Origin of the sequence: Streptomyces sp. NPDC007896, assembly GCF_042959425.1 — a bacterium.
Lineage (GTDB): Bacteria > Actinomycetota > Actinomycetes > Streptomycetales > Streptomycetaceae > Streptomyces.
The window spans coordinates 48172-66056 of sequence record NZ_JBIBKX010000003.1 but is presented as its reverse complement, the minus strand read 5'-3'; the positions used below and the strand labels follow the sequence as shown (position 1 = coordinate 66056).

Annotated in this window: 16 protein-coding genes and 4 pseudogenes; 10 read left to right on the top strand and 10 right to left on the bottom strand. The window is 67.3% G+C overall.

Annotated elements, in window-relative coordinates; translation table 11 throughout:
• The first annotated feature begins 77 nt into the window (after nucleotides 1-77).
• The 3 genes from ACFZDJ_RS11510 (at nucleotide 78) to ACFZDJ_RS11500 (ending at nucleotide 4045) form a co-directional block, all read left to right on the top strand.
• Nucleotides 78-1100, top strand: a complete 1023-nt coding sequence (locus ACFZDJ_RS11510; RefSeq protein WP_391057987.1) for a helix-turn-helix domain-containing protein — start codon at nucleotides 78-80, stop codon at nucleotides 1098-1100.
• 127 nt (nucleotides 1101-1227) lie between these two features.
• Entirely contained in the window at nucleotides 1228-2391 is a 1164-nt protein-coding gene (locus tag ACFZDJ_RS11505; protein ID WP_391057985.1) for an FAD-dependent oxidoreductase, read from the top strand.
• Nucleotides 2392-2407: 16 nt separating this feature from the next.
• Entirely contained in the window at nucleotides 2408-4045 is a 1638-nt protein-coding gene (locus tag ACFZDJ_RS11500) for a choline dehydrogenase (protein ID WP_391057982.1), read from the top strand.
• A gap of 114 nt (nucleotides 4046-4159) precedes the next feature.
• On the opposite strand, the gene ACFZDJ_RS11495 is transcribed toward ACFZDJ_RS11500, so the two are convergent.
• Nucleotides 4160-4285 (bottom strand): hypothetical protein, encoded by a 126-nt coding sequence (locus ACFZDJ_RS11495; protein WP_391057980.1) that lies wholly within the window; start codon nucleotides 4283-4285, stop codon nucleotides 4160-4162.
• A gap of 183 nt (nucleotides 4286-4468) precedes the next feature.
• Between ACFZDJ_RS11495 and ACFZDJ_RS11490 the strand changes: the two genes are divergently transcribed.
• Entirely contained in the window at nucleotides 4469-4909 is a 441-nt protein-coding gene (locus ACFZDJ_RS11490) for a TetR family transcriptional regulator (RefSeq protein WP_391057977.1), read from the top strand.
• Here the strand turns inward: ACFZDJ_RS11490 and ACFZDJ_RS11485 are convergent.
• Nucleotides 4875-4997 (bottom strand): annotated as a pseudogene (locus ACFZDJ_RS11485) (IS5/IS1182 family transposase); the annotation flags it as partial. The gene ACFZDJ_RS11490 and the pseudogene ACFZDJ_RS11485 sit on opposite strands and share 35 nt — an antisense overlap.
• Nucleotides 4998-5329: 332 nt before the next feature.
• On the opposite strand from ACFZDJ_RS11485, the gene ACFZDJ_RS11480 reads away from it, so the two are divergent.
• A complete protein-coding gene (locus ACFZDJ_RS11480; RefSeq protein ID WP_391057974.1) occupies nucleotides 5330-5557 on the top strand; it encodes an STAS domain-containing protein in 228 nt (75 codons plus the stop codon).
• A 383-nt stretch (nucleotides 5558-5940) separates the two neighbouring features.
• Nucleotides 5941-6177, top strand: a pseudogene (locus ACFZDJ_RS11475) (transposase); the annotation flags it as partial.
• A 58-nt stretch (nucleotides 6178-6235) separates the two neighbouring features.
• Here the strand turns inward: ACFZDJ_RS11475 and ACFZDJ_RS11470 are convergent.
• Entirely contained in the window at nucleotides 6236-6409 is a 174-nt protein-coding gene (locus ACFZDJ_RS11470; protein ID WP_371649638.1) for a hypothetical protein, read from the bottom strand.
• Nucleotides 6410-6648: 239 nt separating this feature from the next.
• Between ACFZDJ_RS11470 and ACFZDJ_RS11465 the strand changes: the two are divergent.
• Nucleotides 6649-7590, top strand: a pseudogene (locus ACFZDJ_RS11465) (alpha-galactosidase); the annotation flags it as partial.
• A gap of 131 nt (nucleotides 7591-7721) precedes the next feature.
• The gene (locus ACFZDJ_RS11460; protein ID WP_391057970.1) at nucleotides 7722-8819 is read left to right on the top strand and encodes an integrase core domain-containing protein; all 1098 of its coding nucleotides are present in this window, start codon (nucleotides 7722-7724) and stop codon (nucleotides 8817-8819) included.
• Nucleotides 8820-9048: 229 nt separating this feature from the next.
• Here ACFZDJ_RS11460 and ACFZDJ_RS11455 read toward each other — a convergent pair whose 3' ends face one another.
• The 6 genes from ACFZDJ_RS11455 to ACFZDJ_RS11430 all read right to left on the bottom strand — a co-directional run bounded on the left by ACFZDJ_RS11455 (nucleotide 9049) and on the right by ACFZDJ_RS11430 (nucleotide 15269).
• On the bottom strand, nucleotides 9049-9633 hold the full coding sequence (locus ACFZDJ_RS11455; RefSeq protein WP_391057967.1) for a hypothetical protein: 585 nt from the start codon (nucleotides 9631-9633) through the stop codon (nucleotides 9049-9051).
• A 426-nt stretch (nucleotides 9634-10059) separates the two neighbouring features.
• Nucleotides 10060-10257 carry a hypothetical protein gene (locus tag ACFZDJ_RS11450; protein ID WP_391057964.1) on the bottom strand — a complete coding sequence of 66 codons (198 nt, stop codon included), beginning with the start codon at nucleotides 10255-10257 and terminating at the stop codon, nucleotides 10060-10062.
• 86 nt (nucleotides 10258-10343) lie between these two features.
• Nucleotides 10344-11657, bottom strand: coding sequence for a nucleotidyltransferase (locus ACFZDJ_RS11445; RefSeq protein WP_391057961.1), 1314 nt, complete (start codon nucleotides 11655-11657; stop codon nucleotides 10344-10346).
• A gap of 146 nt (nucleotides 11658-11803) precedes the next feature.
• Nucleotides 11804-12895, bottom strand: a complete 1092-nt coding sequence (locus ACFZDJ_RS11440) for an integrase core domain-containing protein (RefSeq protein ID WP_099923902.1) — start codon at nucleotides 12893-12895, stop codon at nucleotides 11804-11806.
• Nucleotides 12896-13413: 518 nt separating this feature from the next.
• Complete coding sequence (locus tag ACFZDJ_RS11435; protein ID WP_143687851.1) at nucleotides 13414-13881, bottom strand: hypothetical protein; 468 nt, start codon at nucleotides 13879-13881, stop codon at nucleotides 13414-13416.
• 152 nt (nucleotides 13882-14033) lie between these two features.
• Nucleotides 14034-15269, bottom strand: a complete 1236-nt coding sequence (locus ACFZDJ_RS11430) for an ImmA/IrrE family metallo-endopeptidase (protein WP_391057958.1) — start codon at nucleotides 15267-15269, stop codon at nucleotides 14034-14036.
• 456 nt (nucleotides 15270-15725) lie between these two features.
• Here ACFZDJ_RS11430 and ACFZDJ_RS11425 point away from each other — a divergent pair, with 456 nt between their 5' ends.
• On the top strand, nucleotides 15726-16496 hold the full coding sequence (locus ACFZDJ_RS11425; RefSeq protein WP_391057955.1) for a methyltransferase domain-containing protein: 771 nt from the start codon (nucleotides 15726-15728) through the stop codon (nucleotides 16494-16496).
• A gap of 154 nt (nucleotides 16497-16650) precedes the next feature.
• Here ACFZDJ_RS11425 and ACFZDJ_RS11420 read toward each other — a convergent pair whose 3' ends face one another.
• Entirely contained in the window at nucleotides 16651-17226 is a 576-nt protein-coding gene (locus ACFZDJ_RS11420; protein WP_391057952.1) for a hypothetical protein, read from the bottom strand.
• A 512-nt stretch (nucleotides 17227-17738) separates the two neighbouring features.
• On the opposite strand from ACFZDJ_RS11420, the pseudogene ACFZDJ_RS11415 reads away from it, so the two are divergent.
• A pseudogene (locus tag ACFZDJ_RS11415) lies at nucleotides 17739-17879 on the top strand (undecaprenyl-diphosphatase); the annotation flags it as partial.
• Nucleotides 17880-17885 lie beyond the last annotated feature (6 nt).

Below are 17885 nucleotides of genomic sequence, written 5' to 3'. Positions count from 1 at the left end.
ATACACTTGTCGAATCGGCCAGGTCCCCGGGTTGTGAAGCCGGTGCACGGGCCGACGGAGGAAAAGAGGAAGCCTTGATGGAACCGGTCAACATGCAGGCCGTGGTGGACGACCTGGCGTCCGCGGTCGGCCTGTCGGTGCTCATCGAGGACATCGACCAGCACCCCGTCTGGTGGAGCACCCGCGGTGCGGTCGACGGCACGCGGATGAGGACGATTCTCGACCGGCGCGTGGAGCCACCCGCCGCCGCGGTCGTGCAGCGGCTCAAGCTCACCCAGGCGACGAAGCCGGTGCACACGCCCGCGATACCCGAGGCGGACATGTGGGCGCGGTGGTGCATGCCGGTCCGGCACGAGGGCAGGGCGATCGGCTTCCTGTGGGTCCTTGATCCGGACGGCACCCTGACCGAGAACGACCTTCCCGCGCTGGTGGACTGCGCGGAGCTCGCCGCCGAGGCGATGGCGAAGACCCGCCGGTCGGCCGAGCAGCGGCACCGGCAGCGCGACGAGCTCATCGATCGCCTGCTCCGTGCCCCGGACGAGGACGCCGCACGTGAACTCACTCGTCTGGAAAATCTGCCGTCCGATGCGCGGGTGCAGGTCGAGGCTCCGCCGGCGGCGGGCGGCTGGCCACTGCCCGGTGCCATGAGCGCACACGTCGTGGGCAGCCGCGTACGGAACGCGACGAGCGGCGGCGCGGTGCCGCTGGCTGAACTCGGTGAAGCGGTGCGCCGGGCGGCGGCCACCCGCCGGGCCGCCGCCGCCGGCGCGCGACTGGACAGCGCCTCGTGGGACGAGCTGGGAGCCTGGCGGTTCATTGTGGAGGCTTCCGACTCCCTGACCGTCGCGCAGGTGCACCCCGGCGCCGAGGCGCTCCTCGACCAGCCGCGCGACGACCTGATGACGACGGCCCGCGTCGTCCTCGACCACGGTGGAGAGGTCACCGCGGCGGCCGAGGAGTTGCACGTCCACCGCACCACGCTCTACTACCGCCTGAACCGGATCACGGAGCTGACGGGCGTCGACCTGCGGTCCGGGGCCGGCCGGACCAGCCTGCAGCTGGCACTGTGGCTGGCCGCTTATCGCAGCGTCGGCGAATAGGGCGCCGCCCGGCTTCGTCATCGGCTTCGGCTTCGACACGGGATTCGACAGAAGTCGAACACCCTGGAAATCTCTCCTCTCCGCCGTGGATGCGGCCGCCGGACGGCCCGACCTACCGTCAGCTGGCATGAGAACCGACATCGTCGTTATCGGCGGCGGAGCGATCGGTGCGGCCGTCGCCTACTACACGAAGATCCTCGATCCAAGCGCCGAGATCACCGTCGTGGAACGCGATCCCCGCTACGACCTGGCGTCGACCCCTCGGGCGTCGGGCGGAGTGCGGCGGCTGTTCCACCTCCCGGAGAACATCGAGCTGTCGAAGTACAGCATCGACTTCTTCGAGGAGTTCCCCGAGACCATGGCGGTCGACGGCGTCGAGGCCGGCATCGGCTTCAAGAAGAACGGCTACCTGTTCATCGTCCCGCCCTCCGAACGCGCCACGCTGCAAAGGAACTTCGACACCCAGCTGGAGCAGGGCTGCAACGTGGTCTGGCTCGAACCGGACGAGCTGAAGCAGAAGTTCCCGTCCATGTACGTCGACGACCTGGGCTGTGCCGTGCACTCCCCCGACGACGGCTGGCTCGACCCGCACAGCGTGCTCATGGGCTTCCGCAACAAGGCGAAGTCGCTCGGCGCCGAGTTCGTGGCGGACGAGGTGACCGGCCTGATCCGCGAGGGCAGCCACGTCACCACCGCCGTACTGAAGTCCGGGCGGCGGATCACAGCGGCCCAGTTCGTCAACGCGGCCGGCGCCTGGGCGAAGGACGTCTGCGCGATGGCCGGCGTCAAGGTGCCCATCGAGCCGCTGCGCCGCTTCGAGCACTACTTCGAGTCCCAGGACCCGATCGAGCCGCTCCCCTACCTCAAGGACACCCAGCGCCTCGCCTTCCGCCCGGAGGGCGGCGGCTACTCCGGCGGCGTGCCCACGCTCGAAGAGCCGCGCGGCTACAACTTCGACATCGACCGCGGCTACTTCGAGCACGCCGTGTGGCCCGCGCTGGCCCACCGCTTCCCGCAGTTCGAGCGCACCCGCTGCACCAGCACGCTGCCCGGCCTGTACGACCAGAACGACTTCGACGGCAACGCGATCATCGGCCCAGGTGCCGACGGCCTCGCCAACTTCCACCTGGCCGCCGGCTTCTCCGGCCACGGCCTGATGCACGCGCCCGGCTGCGGCCGCGCGATGGCGGAGCTGCTGGTGAAGGGGTCGTACCAGACGATCGACCTCACCCGCTTCGGCTGGCAGCGCCTCGTGGACGGAACCCCGCTCCGCGAGCAGGGCATCATCTGAATCGCCAAAGGAGTCAGTGAAGTTGAAGTTCGACTACATCGTCGTCGGCGCCGGCTCCTCCGGCTGCATCCTGGCCGCGCGCCTCACCGAGGACGCCACGACCAGGGTCCTGCTGGTGGAGGCCGGCGGCTCCGACCGGACCCTGTTCATCACCATGCCGGGCGGTCTCCCCTTCGTCTACCAGAACAAGCGCATCGGCTGGGGCTATCAGTCAGGCCCCGAGCCGCACCTGCACGGCAAGGTGATCGACGAGAAGGCCGGCAAGGTCATCGGCGGCTCGTCGTCGATCAACGCCATGATCTTCAACCGCGGCAACCCGATGGACTACGACGGCTGGGCGGCCGACGGCCTCAAGGACTGGGACTACGCCCACTGCCTGCCGTACTTCCGCAGGATGGAGACGTTCGAGGACGGCCCGGACGCGTTCCGCGGCGGCGACGGCCCACTGCGCATCAGTCGCGCCAAGGCCGAGCACAAGCTGTACGACGCGTTCCTGCGCGGCGGCGAACAGGCCGGCTTCGACGTCACACCGGACCACAACGGCCACCGGCAGGAGGGCCTGCACATCGCACAGTCCTTCATCCACGACGGCGTACGGTGGAGCGCCTCACGCGCCTACCTCCGCCCGGCGCTGCACCGCCCGAACCTCACAGTGCTGCCGAAGGCCCTGGTGACGCGAGTGCTCGTCGAGAACGGCACCGCCGTCGGCATCGAACTCGCCGGACCGGACGGGCCGCGCCGGGTCACCTGCGAGCGCGAGGTCATCCTGTGCGCGGGCGCCGTCAACACGCCCAAGCTGCTGATGCTTTCGGGCATCGGTCCTGCCGACGATCTGCGCGAGGTCGGCGTCGACGTGGCCGTGAACATCCCCGGAGTGGGCCGCAATCTGCAGAACCACCCCGGTGTGGACCTTCAGTACGGCACCCGCCACGAGGACTCCCTCACCGCCGAGTTGGGCATGCTGGGGCGGGCCAGACTGGGCGCGGAGTGGCTGCTGCTGCGCAAGGGCCTCGGCACCACCAACTTCTTCGAGACCGGGGCGTTTCTGCGCACCCGCGACGACGCCGACTTCCCCAACATGCAGTACGAATTCCTGCCGCTCACCCGGCAGTTGAGGAGCGGCAGGCTGGTGCCGGTGCCCGGCTTCCAGTTCTGGATGGACCTCTCCCGTCCCAAGAGCCGCGGCTACGTGAAGCTGTGTTCGAAGAACCCGGCGGACGCGCCCCTGACGGTGTTCAACCACTACGAGTCCCCAACGGACCTGAAGGACATGATCGACGGCGTACGGCTCGTCCGGGAGCGGTTGGTCCGCCAGCCCGCTTGGCGGAAGTTCGCCCCGGTGGAGCTCAACCCAGGCCCGGAGGCGACCAGCGACCGCGACATCGAGGCATTCGTCCGAAGGGCCACGGGCACCTCCTACCACCCGTCCGGCACCTGCCGCATGGGCGTCGACGCGGACGCCGTCGTCGACGGCGAGGGCAGGGTCAACGCCGTGCCGGGCCTGCGCATCGCCGACGCGTCGATCATGCCGAGGGTCATCACCGGCAACCTGAACGCCCCCGTGATGATGATGGCCGAGAAGATCGCGGACCGCATACGCGGCAGGCTCCCGCTGGCGCCGTCCGACGCACTGCCCTACCGGGCGACGCGATAGGCAAGGGCGGTCGGACGACAGGCCGGGGCGGCCGGGCGGCGTTCCGTTTGATCGGGTAGCCGCCCTCCGCTACGTTTTAAATCAACCAATTGATTTAAGCGTGCCCGAACCCGCTCAGACCGGAGACCTCGACATGCCCCACGCCGTCACCCGGCCCGCGGACAACACAGGTGCCGCCCCGCCGAGACCGAACGCCACCGTGACGGTACTGGCACCGGCCGGGATCTCTGTCTCGCTCATGCAGACGCTGGTGATCCCGCTCCGTCGCCGTGTTTTCCGGGGGAACGGCCCCCAAAGGGCCGCTCGCCCCGGTGGAGACCTCCGGAACGAAGGCGTAGACCGGCCTTCCCCCCTCGGGGCGTCTCAGGCGACGCCGGATGCCCCGAGTCGCCGGCGGGCATGCGACATTCGCAGGTGAGCGACATGACTACGAGCGACACCCGCAGACACATCCAGCAGACGGCCCTGGAACTCTTCACCGAGCAGGGATACGAGAGGACTTCCCTCCGGGAAATCGCCGAGCAGATCGGTGTCACCAAAGCCGCGCTCTACTACCACTTCAAGGCCAAGGAGGACATCCTCGCCGCCCTCTTCGAGGAGTGGATCGGGCCCGTCACGGAGGTGATCGAGTGGGCCGAGGCCGAGCCTCCCTGTCTGGCGACCAAACAGGAGGCCCTGCGCCGATACGAGACCGCCCTCGCTCGGACAGCGCCGCTCCTCAAGGTCTTCCATGCGGACTGGGCGGCCGTCCGCGACCTGCCCGTGGGCGCGGCGTTCCAGGACACGATGCGGCACGTGGTCGCACTCTTCAGGGATACCGAAGCAAGCTTCAGAATGAGGTTCGGAGTCGGCGCAAGCAGATGATGCTGCAGGCGAGTTGGAGGAGTCCGAGGTGGAGGTCGGCGCGTATCTCGTAACGGGTCCGTAGGCGTTTGAACTGGTGGAGCCAGGCAGTTGGGTCGGCCGCGCGGTGAGGTGCCTGCCGTAGCAGGTTCTGTTCCGCGCGGCCTCCCGCCGAACCGGACATGACGGTTTCACTGGAGGGGGCACCCTACGGCCTGCGGAGATCGTGTCGAGTACCCGCCGGCTTCGCCAGGCGGAAGGAAGACTTGCACCCGGCGTTTGCCCGGACAGGCGCGGTGGGCGCCGGATATCGGAGGCCGCAGCGCGGGCATCCCCGGATTGGCCATGGGTGCGGCGGAGTTCGGGATCTCGGGACCTGGTCATCGCGGAGTTGTCGATAATCCCTGACCGGTAGGGCCCGAACGCCGACGGGCAGCCCGGATGGCAGGCAGACCGTTCGTCGGGGTCGTGCTCGACATGCGGGGCGTGACGTTCACGGACTCCTCCGGGATCAACGCCTTCACCAACGCCTACCACGCCCTGAACGCGGCCGGTGGATGCCTACGCCTGGCCAGCACCACCGACCCGGTCATGTTCGTCATCAAACTCGTCGGCCTCGACACCGTCCTCGCGTGCCACACCACCCTTCGCGAGGCCCTCACCGCCTGACACCACAGGCCGGCCCCGTCACCCCGCACCGGGTCCGCAGCAGCACGGGGCGGCCAACCGCTCCCCCGCGGCAACGCGACTGTGTCCCCGGCCCAGCGCCCCGGGCTCAGGGGTGGATCTGAGCGGAGGGCACGCCGTCGGTGTGGTGGAACTCGATATACAGCCACGTGCCCGACGAGAAGCGACGGTTGAGTTCCCAGTCGACGCTCGACATGCGATGCAGGTTGACAGTGATCGGGGTGGCGTCCTTCCAGTGGGTCAGAGTTTGCCGCTCACCGTGGTCAACGGTGAGCGGGCACGGCCCCCAATTTCCAGGCTGTCGATCCGGCCGACCGCATGCCGGACACTCAAGCCGTGACCCTCCACCATCAGGCTGGCCTTTCGGCTACCGCGGTACTGGGTTGGCGATCCCGCACCGTCGCGAACGCGGCCAGGAAGTGCTTCCGGCCTGGAAGGAGGAGCACAACCGCTCACATCGCAAGGTCCGCGCCCGGGTGGAGCACGCCTTCGCCCGGATGAAGAGCTGGATGACCCTTCGCGACTGCCGCTTGAAAGGCGACGGCGTACATCACGCCACGCTTGGCATCGCCTGCCTCCGCAACCTTGCCCTCGCGGGGTAGTCAGGCCGAACGCGGACGCCCCGACCACCAGAACCAGTTGATCATTGCGGGACAGCCTTTAGGTCGCCTTTAGGTCGGGCGTCTCGCCGGTGGCGAGGGTGGCCAGGGCCTGGGGGATGTTGATGCCGGTGGCCCGCTCGACGAGGAGTGGTATGAGGTCCCCCGCCGGCCGACCGTTGACCTCGATCACGCGGGGACCGCTCGCCGTCAGCCGCAGCTCGACGCGAAGCACCCCCAGCTCAGGCCCAGAGCCCGGCCCCCGGCGGCCACGACCCCTTCAACAGGCCGCTCGATCTACTCGGCATCGCCTGACCGGCACGATCACCCGCAACCCGACTTTGGAAACAACCCTGCCTCATGCCTCTCGTGTCGGGCACGAGAAGACACCGCGGGAGAAGCAGTACCTGCGAATGCCCTCTGTCCTGCATGTTCCTTGATCACGACCTGGTGACTCAACGTGTTACCAATGAGGGAGACAGGACGGTCGACGAGACCGTCTGGCCCGGCGGCCTGCGCCCGCTGATCGACCATGTCCGTACGCTCGGCATGGAGTTCGGCCTGTGGGTCGAACCCGAAATGGTCAACCCCGACTCCGACCTGGCCCGCGCCCACCCCGAATGGATCCTGGCCACCGGCGGCCGCACCCCCGCCGACCGCCGCTCCCAGCAGGTCCTGGACCTCACCCACCCCGAGGCGTACACCTACATCCTTGAACGGCTCGACGCCCTGCTCACCGAGTACGACATCGCCTACCTCAAATGGGACCACAACCGCGAACTCGTCGACGCCGGTCACTCACCGGGCGGTGAACCCGCGGTCCACCGCCAGACCCTGGCCATCTACGCCCTGCTGGACGAACTGCGCCGACGCCATCCCATCCTGGAGATCGAATCCTGCTCCAGCGGCGGCGGACGCGTCGACCTCGCCATCCTGGAACGCACCGACCGCGTCTGGGCCAGCGACTGCAACGACGCCCTGGAACGCCAGTCCATCAACCGCTGGACCCAGCTGCTCCTGCCGCCCGAACTCGTCGGCTCCCACATCGCAGCCGCCCGCTCCCACACCACCAGCCGCACCCACGACCTGACCTTCCGCGCTGGCACCGCGCTCTTCGGTCACCTCGGCATCGAATGGGACCTGACCCGCGCGAGCGAGACCGAACGCACCGAACTCGCCCGCTGGATCACGTTCCACAAGCAACTTCGCGGACTGCTGCACACCGGCCGCGTCGTCCGCATCGACCACCCCGACCCGGCCCTGTGGGCCCACGGCGTCATCTCCCACGACCGCACCGAGGCCGTCTTCGCCCTCACCGCCGTCGCAACCCCGGTCGCCGCCCACCCCGGCAGGCTACGGCTGCCTGGCCTCGACCCGAACACCACGTACCACCTGTGCCCGCCGCCTCCGGCCGACCAGGCCTGACCTTGCCGGAAATTCATCCGTCCTGGTGGGAGCCGATGTGTGGGTGTACGGGACCTCACCGGTGGTCGCTCGGAGCCGATGTCCTCGCGCGGCTGTCGGTTGCCGCGGCATGATGATCGACCGTGCTGCTGCGACTCGCCTACCTGACCGTGTCGAATGCGTTCGCCCTACTGCGCCTGCTGTCAATGAGCGATCGAGAGAAGGACGCAGAAATCCTGGCCCTGCGTCACCAACTCACTGTGCTGGAGCGCCAACTTGGTAAGGACAAGGTGCGGTTCACCCCGAGTGACCGGGCCTTCCTGGCAGTCCTGCTCCACTGCCTCCCGATGGATGTGCTGCGCAGGCTGCGCCTGCTGGTGCGTCCGGACACGCTGTTGCGTTGGCATCGCGACCTTGTCGCGCGCCGCCACGCGGCCGTCTCCCGGCCGAGGCGCCCGGGCAGACCGCGGACCGTCCACTCCGTCCGAGCCCTGGTGCTGCGCCTGGCACGGGAAAATCCCACGTGGGGCTACCGGAGGGTGCACGGTGAGCTGCTTGTTCTGGGCGTGAAGGTGGCTGCCTCCACAGTCTGGGAGATCTTGCGGGAGGCCGGGATCGACCCGACGCCCGAGCGGACCTCCAGCACGTGGGCGGACTTCCTGCGCTCGCAGGCCGAGGCCCTGCTGGCGTGCGACTTCTTCGAGACGGTCACCTTGTTCGGGGCGCGGCTGTACGTGTTCGCTGTGATCGAGCACGCCAGTCGACGGATCCGGGTGCTGGGCGCGACCGCGCATCCGACTGCCTCGTGGGTGGCGCAGGCCGCCAAGAACGTGGTCATGGATCTCGAGGACGCCGGCTGTCGGGTGCGGTTTTTGATCCGGGACCGGGACGGGAAGTTCCCTGCCCTGTTCGACGCGGTCCTCGCCGATGCGGGGATCGAGGTCGTGCTCAGCGGCGTCCGGATGCCGCGGATGAACGCGATCATGGAAAGGTGGGTGCAGACCTGTAGGCGTGAGCTGCTGGACCGGACCTTGATCTGGAATCAGCGGCATCTGCTCCACGCCCTGCGGGAGTTCGAGCGTTTCTACAATGTGCACCGGCCTCATCAGGGCATCGCGAACGCCCGCCCGCTGAACGCGTTGCCCGCGCCGATCGCCGATCCGGACCAGATGGCCTGCCTCGAGGTACAAAAACGCGATCGCCTTGGCGGCATTCTCCACGAGTACGAACATGCCGCATGACCTGCCCGGACGAGGATCTCGGCAAGGGCAGGGTCAGTCAACTTCTAGCCCCTCGTGTGACGGTGAGCCCCCCTGGCCCAGGCAGCTCAGGGCAAAGGGCGGATCAGCGTCGGCGGGACACGTACCGGCCACTACTCGATCAGCATGAAACAGCAAGCGCCCCGCCAGGCTTCGGCCTGGCGGGGCGCTTGTGCGAGACGATCAGTCTTCACGAGCGGACAGGCCGTTCTCAGACCTCCTGGGGATCTTGCCGGTCGAGCGCAGCCAGCACGCGAGTCGGATCGTCGATCAGATCGAACAGGCCGCTGGTCCGTCGCGCCCACTGCTCTGGATCCTCTCCCTCCGCGAACGCCGCGGCCGACGCGAACTGGTCCTGGAGGTTGACCGGCAGTCTGCCAGCCAGGAACGCACCGAGCTCTCGGCCCAGGACGGCTCGCGACGAAGACGGCCGCATGAAGCGGGCCGGCTTGCCGGTCGCCGGGACGGCGATGCCGCTCACTCCCTCGAGGGCCGCAACGGCATCGCGCACCCAGCCGCCATCCCAGGTGTCGGGGAGCGGAACAGCGATCCGCTGAACGCCGGCGATCGCGTCCCTCCCCAGCGCGAGCGAGAGCCCTCCCGGATCCTCGTGGTAATTCAGGTAGCGGGCGACGTCGACGCCCGGCGGGCAGACCTCGTCGAGCCCGACGTCGCCGACGAAGTTGCTGGGGTCGACGAGCCACCCCTCCCGCACCACGACGGATGGCTTCAGACGGACCCGATACAGATAGAACTGGCTGCGCTGGTCGGCCTGGTCGCGGATCCGACGCAGCATGTTGTGGATAGCGGCCTCGTACGTGCGCGTGGAGGGCCTTCGCCCGCTGGCGCGCGGCCCACGCGGCAACCCGCTGCTCTCCGCCCATCACCCTGCGGGTCTCGGGAGTCAAGACGGCTGCCGGGTCGAAGTCCCGCGTCGGCCAGTCCGCCTGCGTGCTCGTGTGGTACCAGGAGAACTGCGCGACCCTGTCATCGTCGAGCGCCGGGTCGCCGGAGTCGAGCGTCACCCGAGGCGAGTCCTCGTGCTCGCAGGCCATGCCGCAGCCGGGGCAGGTCTCCTGCGCCTGCTCCCACCGATCGATCCAGTCCAGATCGACGCGCCACCGATGATCGCAGCGCCCACAGAGCATCTGCCGCTCGCGCCAGAAGTCAATCCGCCGTTCCACGGCACCATTCTCCGGAAGCGTCCGACACATAACCAGCCTCAGCCGAACTCTCGACTCCGGAACTCTGCTTCCGCGGCATCTGCTTCGTCGCGGAGCAGGTCGACGATCTGCTCCGCGGACCTGCTGGGATCCTCGGAGCGCAGCTCAGCCGCGCGGCGGGCAGCATACCGCTTGCCCGCGAAGGCCATCTCGGCGTTGAGCAGGGACTCGGACATGGCTGCGAGAGAACTGCTCATGCTTCAACCCTACGGGCGGACGCGCCTGATGCGACGAGGCCCCGGCGGATTCGTCGGGGCCTCGTCGCGCTCCGAGGATCGGTTCCCTACAAGACCTTCGCCGTCTTGACGCTCGTGTTGCTGACCGGCACGTCGATCCGGTCCCGAGCGACGACGACCCCGTCCTTGACGACGTAGCACTCGACGACGTGCTCGCCCTTGAAGTCCGAGTGCTCGATGCGGACTCCCCGCTTGCTCGAGTCGACGATCTGGCCGCGGATCTTGTCTCGCCGCTCGGCTTCCGGACCACGATTGAGCACCTTCCACTTCAGCGTGTAGGGCTCCCCGACCGAGCAGCTGGTGACCACGAACCTCAAGCTCTTGTCGGCCTTGAGCAGGATCCCGCCGCGACGCATCGCGCGGAGCCAGGTCGGACGCCATCCAGCCTGCGTGACCTCGCAGTCGATGGACACGCTCTCGGACACGTCGACCGGGAACTCGTCCTCAATGAACTCCTCGGTGTCCCTGAACGACCGGGACGACTCACTCGCGCTCTTCGCCAGCGGCACCGACGTGCCGAAGACCTCGCGCCACTTCTTGTTGGCGGACGTCTTGCCTTCGTCCGCGATCGCCTCGAGGCATCGGTTGTACGTCTTCTTCGCCTTCGGCTGGAACTTCGCCTTGACGTGGACCCGCTGTCGGCTGCCCAGCGCCAGGTAGTACTCCTGCTCTGGCTGATCTTTGAGGAATTCGAAGAAGTCGCGGGCCATGAGGTCGAACGAGCCTGTGCCCGCCGCGTCGTAGTCGTCGGTCTGGTCGAAGAAGTTGTAGACGAGGGTGTCGATGAGCAGGCCGCCCATGTTTACGCCGTTCGCGTTCTTCCATGCCCGTGCCATCCGGGCAAGGTGGCGCATGTTCGTCGAGGTGCGGTCGTTGCACTCCTTGGTCGCGGCGATCTCCTCGCGCGGCTTGGTGACCTTCCAGCTCTCAGCCTTCGTGTCGGGGTAGTCGAAGCTGCCATCGGCGTTCTCGAATGCCGGCTGGACCTCGAACTTGAAGGCGTTGGACGTGAATCGCACTCGGACGACGCACTGGTCGACACGGATCTCCGTGTTCTTATACCGCGCCTTGAGGTCGTCGCGGACCCTCTCGAGAATCCTCCGCGGGCCGGTGTCCCCCTCGTAGCTCGACCGGATCCCGGGCGGGAGGATGAAGATCATGTCGAGGTCGGACACTCCCTTGATCGCGGTGTGCCGGCCGAACGATCCGACCATCAGCTTGTAGTCGGTGCAGCCGTCCTTGTCGCGGAAGTCCTTGTTGAGCGCCTTCGTGATCTCGTCCCGGCGCGAGGCGACCGTCGTGGCCGTCTCCCCGACCTTCAGGTTCTGGAGCAGCGTGTCGAAGATCTCTGAGGTCTTCATCGTCATGCCTCGCCTTCGCCGAGCCGGAGCGCCTCCGGGAGGAAGAGGTCGATCTCGCGCGAGGTGAACGTCATCTCCTCGTTGTTTTGCAGCCCGCCCTGGGCGCGCGCGAACGCTGCGGGTGCCGATTATTACGTCCGAGCTGGTCAGGCCGCATGTGTGTACTCGTGGAAGTGGCCGCCGAGTCGGTCACGTCGACGGACGTCGAGGCGGTCGAGGCGATCAGGTTCGGTGATCGGTTCTGGGAGCGGCCGCAGGGGAGCCGCGCTGTGGAGGGTGCGGTGAGGCCGATTCTGGTTGTAAACCGACTCGAACTCGCCGAGCGCATGGAGCAGGTGGGCCTGGTTCAAGATCAAGGTGCGGTCGAGGAGCTCGTGCCGGCAGGTCTGCACCCAGCGCTCCATGATCGAGTTCATGCGGGGAACGCGGATGCCGGTGGTGACGACCTCGATGCCCTCGGCCTCGAAGACGGCATCGAACGCGCGGGTGAACTTGCTGTCGCGGTCCCTAATCAGGTGTCGGACGGCGGCGCCAGCATCCTGGAGGTCCATGACCAAGTTCCTTGCGGCCTGGGTGACCCAGTCCGTGGTGGGGTGGGCGGTCGCGCCGACGATGCGGATGCGGCGGTTGGCGTGCTCGATGACGGCGAAGACATAAAGGGCCGGTCCGTTAAGGGTGGTGGCGGTGAAGAAGTCGCAGGCCAGGATCGCGTGGGCTTGGCCGCGCAAGAACGCGGCCCAGGTCTGACGGACACGTCCGGGCACCGGCTCGATCCCGTGCGCTCGCAGAATCTCCCAAACTGTGGAGGGTGCCACCTTGATGCCGAGCACGGCGAGTTCGCCGTGGATGCGCCGATACCCCCAGGAGCTGTTCTCGCGGGCCAAGCGCAGAACAAGGGCCTGGATACTGCGACGGGTCGGTGGCCTGCCGGACCGCTGGCGTCGGGAGGCGTCAGCGTGACGACGGCGCATGAGGTCGCGGTGCCACCTCAGGACCGTCTCCGGCGAGACGATCAGGTGCAGCTGCCACAGCTTGGGCCTAGGGAGCCTGTGGAGGAGCGCGGCCAGGAAAGCGCGGTCCGCGGGGGTGACGCGCGGCCTGTCGATCTGCCTCTGTAGGACAGCCAACTGGTGACGCAGCGTCAATATCTCGATGTCCTTGTCCACAGCGCTCACGGGCAGCAGCCGGATGAAGGCGAACACGCTCGACACGGCGAGGTAAGGCAGTCGCAGCAGCACGATCGATCAGCCTGACACGCCGGTCCAGCAACCAACGACCGTTCGCGAGAACCCGCACGTCACAGGCCATGGATGGGCTTCTCGGCACCCGCAGCGGCTGAGACGATGGCGGCGACGTTACGGCTGCGGACGAAGGTCTCCAGGAGTGTCGGAGCCGGGCGGGCGCTGCCCTCGTCGGCCCACTCGTCCAGACCGTCGACGCCGAGCAGGGCAGTCGGTCATCGGCCAGGGCCCGCACCACCAGATGGTGCATGTGCTGCGCAGAGTCGCGGGTCAGCCAGGCCCGGACAGCGGACTCCACCGACCGCTCGGCATCCCCCTTGAGGTATTCGCACAGAAACGAGAACGGCAACCACACCGACAGATGCGAGCCGAACTTCGCGGCCAGCGCTGCCGAACGGGGCCCGTCGTCCAGAAGGCAGTAGTCCTGGAAGCAACTGCCTCCCCGAAGCGCCTATCCGCCGCACCGCCGGTACCGGAGCCGCTGTCTGTGGGCCACACAGCAGGGAGGAAGATCGCTAAGGACGTCCGACGCGGCCCAGTCGACCAGAGACAAAGTCCTCGGCGGTGTAGTCCTTGCCCCGGTCCGCAGCCATCAGAGCGTCTGCGAACTCCACCGCGCGTTCAGGGGTGAGCCTACGGGCTCGAACCATACGCGCCAGGAGCTTGTGCACGCTCAACGGCACACACCCGTGGTGGCAAGATTCGACTCGGGCGTTGTAATCCTCGCTCAGGAAGTGTGCAGTCGTCTGTTGCAGCTGTTCCCCCAGGCACATGATCACCGATTCGGCCCAGTGTTCGAAAGCGTGCTTCAGAGGCCGACCGCTACGTAGCACGTCCTGGATGTCCAGAACACGCTCGGCTGCGACCTTGTCGCTGGTGTCCACGGGCGTGCCGAGCCAGCCGAGCTGGCCAAGCGCAGCTGCGGCCAGGCTCTTGATATCCGGGGCTCCCTCACTGGCCAGTCGTTCCAGTTCGTCGAACACGACGTCTAAGAGGACGCGGGGCTGTGTCCCAATTTCGGCTTGTACTGCTTGACGCAGCCCGTCGTCCACAGCCAGGGAGAGAAGGACTGACGTGTCGATGAACCAGACAGGTGGCCTCTCGGGCGCGGGCGGCGTCACCGCGCCGGCCGGGTTCAGGCGAACACCTCTGATTCTGGCTTCATCACGTCATCCCACAGTGCGTCATCGTCGTCGCGCTGCAGAAGCGTAGCAACTACACCCAAGCCTACGTGTTCACTTCGCGCAGCTTCCACCGCAGCCCCCAGAAGTCGCTCAGGGGCACGCACCGTCTGGAGCGCGTGGATGCCTGCGCCGGTGGGTGCCACCGAAGCGTGCCGCGCAACGAGCTGGCGTGCTCCCGCCCTGATCAGTCGCTGGCTCTGCTCGGGGGTAACCAGGCTCATGACGCGTAGCTGGAAGAGGAGGGCCGCGAGAGACACACCGAACTGCTCCATGAGCGCCACCAGGCTCCGTTCGGTGACGCGTCCGCCACTGAGCCATCCCAGCGTTTCACGGATACCGTCTTCCGGCATCAGGAGATGACCGGCAAAGGCGTTGACCCGCTTCTCCGCCAGGTCGTCGGCGTACATGTCGTGTTCGCCTTCATTGATCACGTCTCGCGGATCGTTCAACAGGTGATGTCCAAGCTCGTGGGTCAGCGTGAATCGCACGTGGCCTTGCGAGAAGTCGGTCGATGCGACGATCAGGGCGACGCCTTCGCCGTGGAGGCAGAGCCCGTCTGCCTCGTTTCCCAACGGCGACAGTGCCACGTCAACACCGAAATGCCGCTCAATCAAGCCGGGCAGATCACCCAGTTCATACGACCCCAGGTCCAGTTCGTGACGGGTCCGTTCGGCCAGTCGCTTACCCTGACGTTCCGCTTCGAGCCTGGTCCGGGGGCGTTCCGACAGCTCACTGCGGGCAAGCTCAAGTACACGCCGCCCGGCCGGGGTTGCCGCAGAGGGCCAGGTCTGTACGCGCTGCGCCACGATGTCTTCCACCTCCAGCAACTCCAGCGCACGACGTTTGGCGTTATTGTCCTCGCCTGGTCCGCTGTCGCCAGCCAGCCGATGCGCCATCGCCAGGGTCGGACGGCAGGGCTGGCCGAGCAGATGGGCAACGGTCACGCCCAGTGCCTGCGCGAATTTCGGCAGTTCACGGACGCTCACCTTGCGTCGGCCGTTCTCCACTTTCGAGATCTGGTCCTTGCCCAGGCCGACGAGAGTGCCGAGCGCCTCTCCGGTCAGCGCCCGACGCAGACGCGCCTGGCCTACCCTCCGCCCGACATCAGCGGGGGCTGCAGCACCCGCACTGGACGCTACAGGCAGTAGCGGTCCCAGGGCCTCTACACCAGTCAGTCCGTCACCCATCACGCCTCCCTTCACAGGCAGCTATATCGCATTGCTTACGTAGCAGTGTCGCAGCCCAGCCCCCGTAATCGCAACTTTTTCTACACCGTGGTTGCTGCAAAATTCCCGAGCGCTCCCCGTTTGGTGATTCAACCGGCGCATGGGACTGCTGTGGTCGTTGATGCGTTTATGCCTGGCTCACTCGCGGGCTGTCTTCTCTGGCGCCGGTCTCTTCCGCGCTTGTGTCCTTCTCAGGCTGCATGGCCCCGCGCACATCGCCGAAGAGGTTGATCGTGGTGATCCGAGGGCGCTGCCCGACGCCGTTAAGCGCGATGATCGACACCAGCCCCCAGACGACGGCCACCAGGCCAGCCGCGGTGCCCCGGGCTGCCTGTCCGGTCCCATACTGGTGAAGAGGCAGTGTTCCAACCCTGCACTATTCGGTACGGCGGGCCCGCCTGGCTCTAGGCTGCGACGATGGAACGCGCAACCGACATACCCGAGAGCTTCGCGGATTCTGCGGAACCGACCCGGGTGAACGACTACGACAGTTTCGCCGAGGCGTACGCGGCGGAGAACGAGAACAACCTCGTGAACGCGTACTACGAACGGCCCGCGATGTTAACCCTCGCCGGAGACGTGGCTGGCCACCGAGTTTTGGACGCCGGCTGCGGCTCGGGCCCACTGACCGCCGCACTGCGCGACCGCGGCGCGGTCGTCACCGGCATCGACGCCAGCGCCGGGATGCTCGCACTGGCCAGGCAGAGGCTCGGTGATGACGTAGCCCTGCACATGGCCGACCTGGGTGACCGCCTGCCGTTCAAGGACGGTGCGTTCGACGACGTGGTCGCGTCGCTGGTCCTGCACTACCTGGAGAACTGGGGGCCGACGCTGGCCGAGTTTCGGCGAGTACTCAGGCCCGGCGGCCAGCTGATCGTGTCCGTGGATCACCCGGTCACGGCGTACACGTTCCGGGACCCTAGGCCCGACTACTTCGCGACCACGAGCTACACCTTCGACTGGTGGCTCGGCGGGCAGTCCACCCCGATGCGCCTCTGGCGAAAGCCGTTGCACGCAATGATCGACGCTTTCACGACTGCGGGCTTTGGTCTGTCCGTCATCAGCGAGCCGCAGCCTGACCCAGCCGCCCGGGCACTGTTCCCCGATGGCTTTGAAGACCTTTCGACCAAGCCCTGCTTCCTGTTCTTCGTCGTCGAGGCGCTGCCGTCGGTCACTGGTCCGGAGTAGCGAGTCGAGGCCGCTGGAGACGTCGAGGTCGCCCAGGTGAGATGACGTCAGGTGCCTGCGCAACCGTGTCACCTCACCTGGGCCCCTCCTTCGGCTGCACGCAGCGCGGTTCGGGTGCCTCCCACTCTTTGGGATCAGCCGTCGCTGTCGCTTCTTAGGGCGGCGAGGTAACCGGCCCAACTGTCCTGAGCCAGGGCGGCCCATTGGGTGGCGGCAGCGGTTCGCGACGGGCGGCGGCGCGCAGCCACGGCCACAGGCGCGCGATCAGGTGCCATGGTTCGGCGACCAGGAGGAGCCCGGAAAGGGCGACCGGGTCGGTGATCACGATCCAGCCCGGGGCGTGCGCGGCAAGGGCTACCAGGTGGAGCGAGGCGCCGACGGCGGCGATCAGACAGCCGAGCGTGCGGCCGAGCAGCGTCGTGGCGGCGTGCCAGCGCTCGCTGTGCCGCACCGTGATGTCGGTGGCGGCGGTGGAAGCCGCCAGTCCCATTTGGCCGGCCACTTCGGTGCGCAGCGCGTGGCCTTGGTCGAGGAGAAGGCGTGCGGTGCACAGAGCCTGAGCCGGGTCGGCCAGGAATGCCGCCTGGTCCAAGTCCTGGGCGCTCTCCTCCGGTTGTGGGGTGGCTGCCTCTTCCTTGGCGGGGCCGGCCAGACGGAGGAGGGCGAGTTCTTCTTCCAGTTCCAGGCAGCGGTGGCGGCAAGTTTCTCCGCTTCGTTCGAGCACCAGCATGCTGCGTGACCAGGCCGGATGAGGTTTCCGGCAAGGGCAACGGCCCTGCGGGACGACGAGCAGCCAGCCGCCATGCAACGACTCCTGCGCCCGCGAACTGGGAAGAGGCTTCCAGTCCACCCGGTAACGCCAGCGCTGTACCTTCCGACGCTGCCGCTCACGCCGCCGCCACGACGACAGGGCCGGCAACACCGTGTGCAGAGCCTCTGGATCTTAAGCCCAACTCCTCGGCCACAACCGCCGAGTCCTAGCGCTCGACCGCATCCCAGAAGGCGACGTCTGCATCACCGTCAACGCCCCCCGCACTGGGCCACGAGGCCGCCGGCGTGGAAGGTCTCTACTCGCACGTCACCCTGACCATGGAGCAGGAGATTGCTGATTCGCTGCACACCAGGTGGCTGCGCTTCGTGGCCAGCGAAAGAGAGCACTGGAAGGTGCCATCTCCCACTGCTCTCGCATTCGATCTTGAAAAGTGGTGGAAAACCGCAGGTCAAGTACACTCCGTCAAAGTCGTCATAAGTTTGTTCATGAAGTTCATCTCGCACAAGAGCTTCATGCCGTTCGTCTGGTACCGGATCGCGCTCGGCATCGTCATCATCGCGCTGGTCTCGACCGGCGGGCTGAGCCCGCACGCGGCCGAGTCCGCGGGCTGAGCGGCC

What these genes read in the sequence shown, in the direction of transcription:
- ACFZDJ_RS11510 (WP_391057987.1), top strand. Translation starts at nt 78, where the DNA reads ATGGAACCGGTCAACATGCAGGCCGTGGTGGACGACCTGGCGTCCGCG.
- ACFZDJ_RS11505 (WP_391057985.1), top strand. Translation starts at nt 1,228, where the DNA reads ATGAGAACCGACATCGTCGTTATCGGCGGCGGAGCGATCGGTGCGGCC.
- ACFZDJ_RS11495 (WP_391057980.1), bottom strand. Translation starts at nt 4,285, where the DNA reads ATGAGCGAGACAGAGATCCCGGCCGGTGCCAGTACCGTCACGGTGGCG.
- ACFZDJ_RS11490 (WP_391057977.1), top strand. Translation starts at nt 4,469, where the DNA reads ATGACTACGAGCGACACCCGCAGACACATCCAGCAGACGGCCCTGGAA.
- ACFZDJ_RS11480 (WP_391057974.1), top strand. Translation starts at nt 5,330, where the DNA reads ATGGCAGGCAGACCGTTCGTCGGGGTCGTGCTCGACATGCGGGGCGTG.
- ACFZDJ_RS11455 (WP_391057967.1), bottom strand. Translation starts at nt 9,633, where the DNA reads ATGCTGCGTCGGATCCGCGACCAGGCCGACCAGCGCAGCCAGTTCTAT.
- ACFZDJ_RS11450 (WP_391057964.1), bottom strand. Translation starts at nt 10,257, where the DNA reads ATGAGCAGTTCTCTCGCAGCCATGTCCGAGTCCCTGCTCAACGCCGAG.
- ACFZDJ_RS11445 (WP_391057961.1), bottom strand. Translation starts at nt 11,657, where the DNA reads ATGAAGACCTCAGAGATCTTCGACACGCTGCTCCAGAACCTGAAGGTC.
- ACFZDJ_RS11430 (WP_391057958.1), bottom strand. Translation starts at nt 15,269, where the DNA reads ATGGGTGACGGACTGACTGGTGTAGAGGCCCTGGGACCGCTACTGCCT.
- ACFZDJ_RS11425 (WP_391057955.1), top strand. Translation starts at nt 15,726, where the DNA reads ATGGAACGCGCAACCGACATACCCGAGAGCTTCGCGGATTCTGCGGAA.
- ACFZDJ_RS11420 (WP_391057952.1), bottom strand. Translation starts at nt 17,226, where the DNA reads ATGCTGGTGCTCGAACGAAGCGGAGAAACTTGCCGCCACCGCTGCCTG.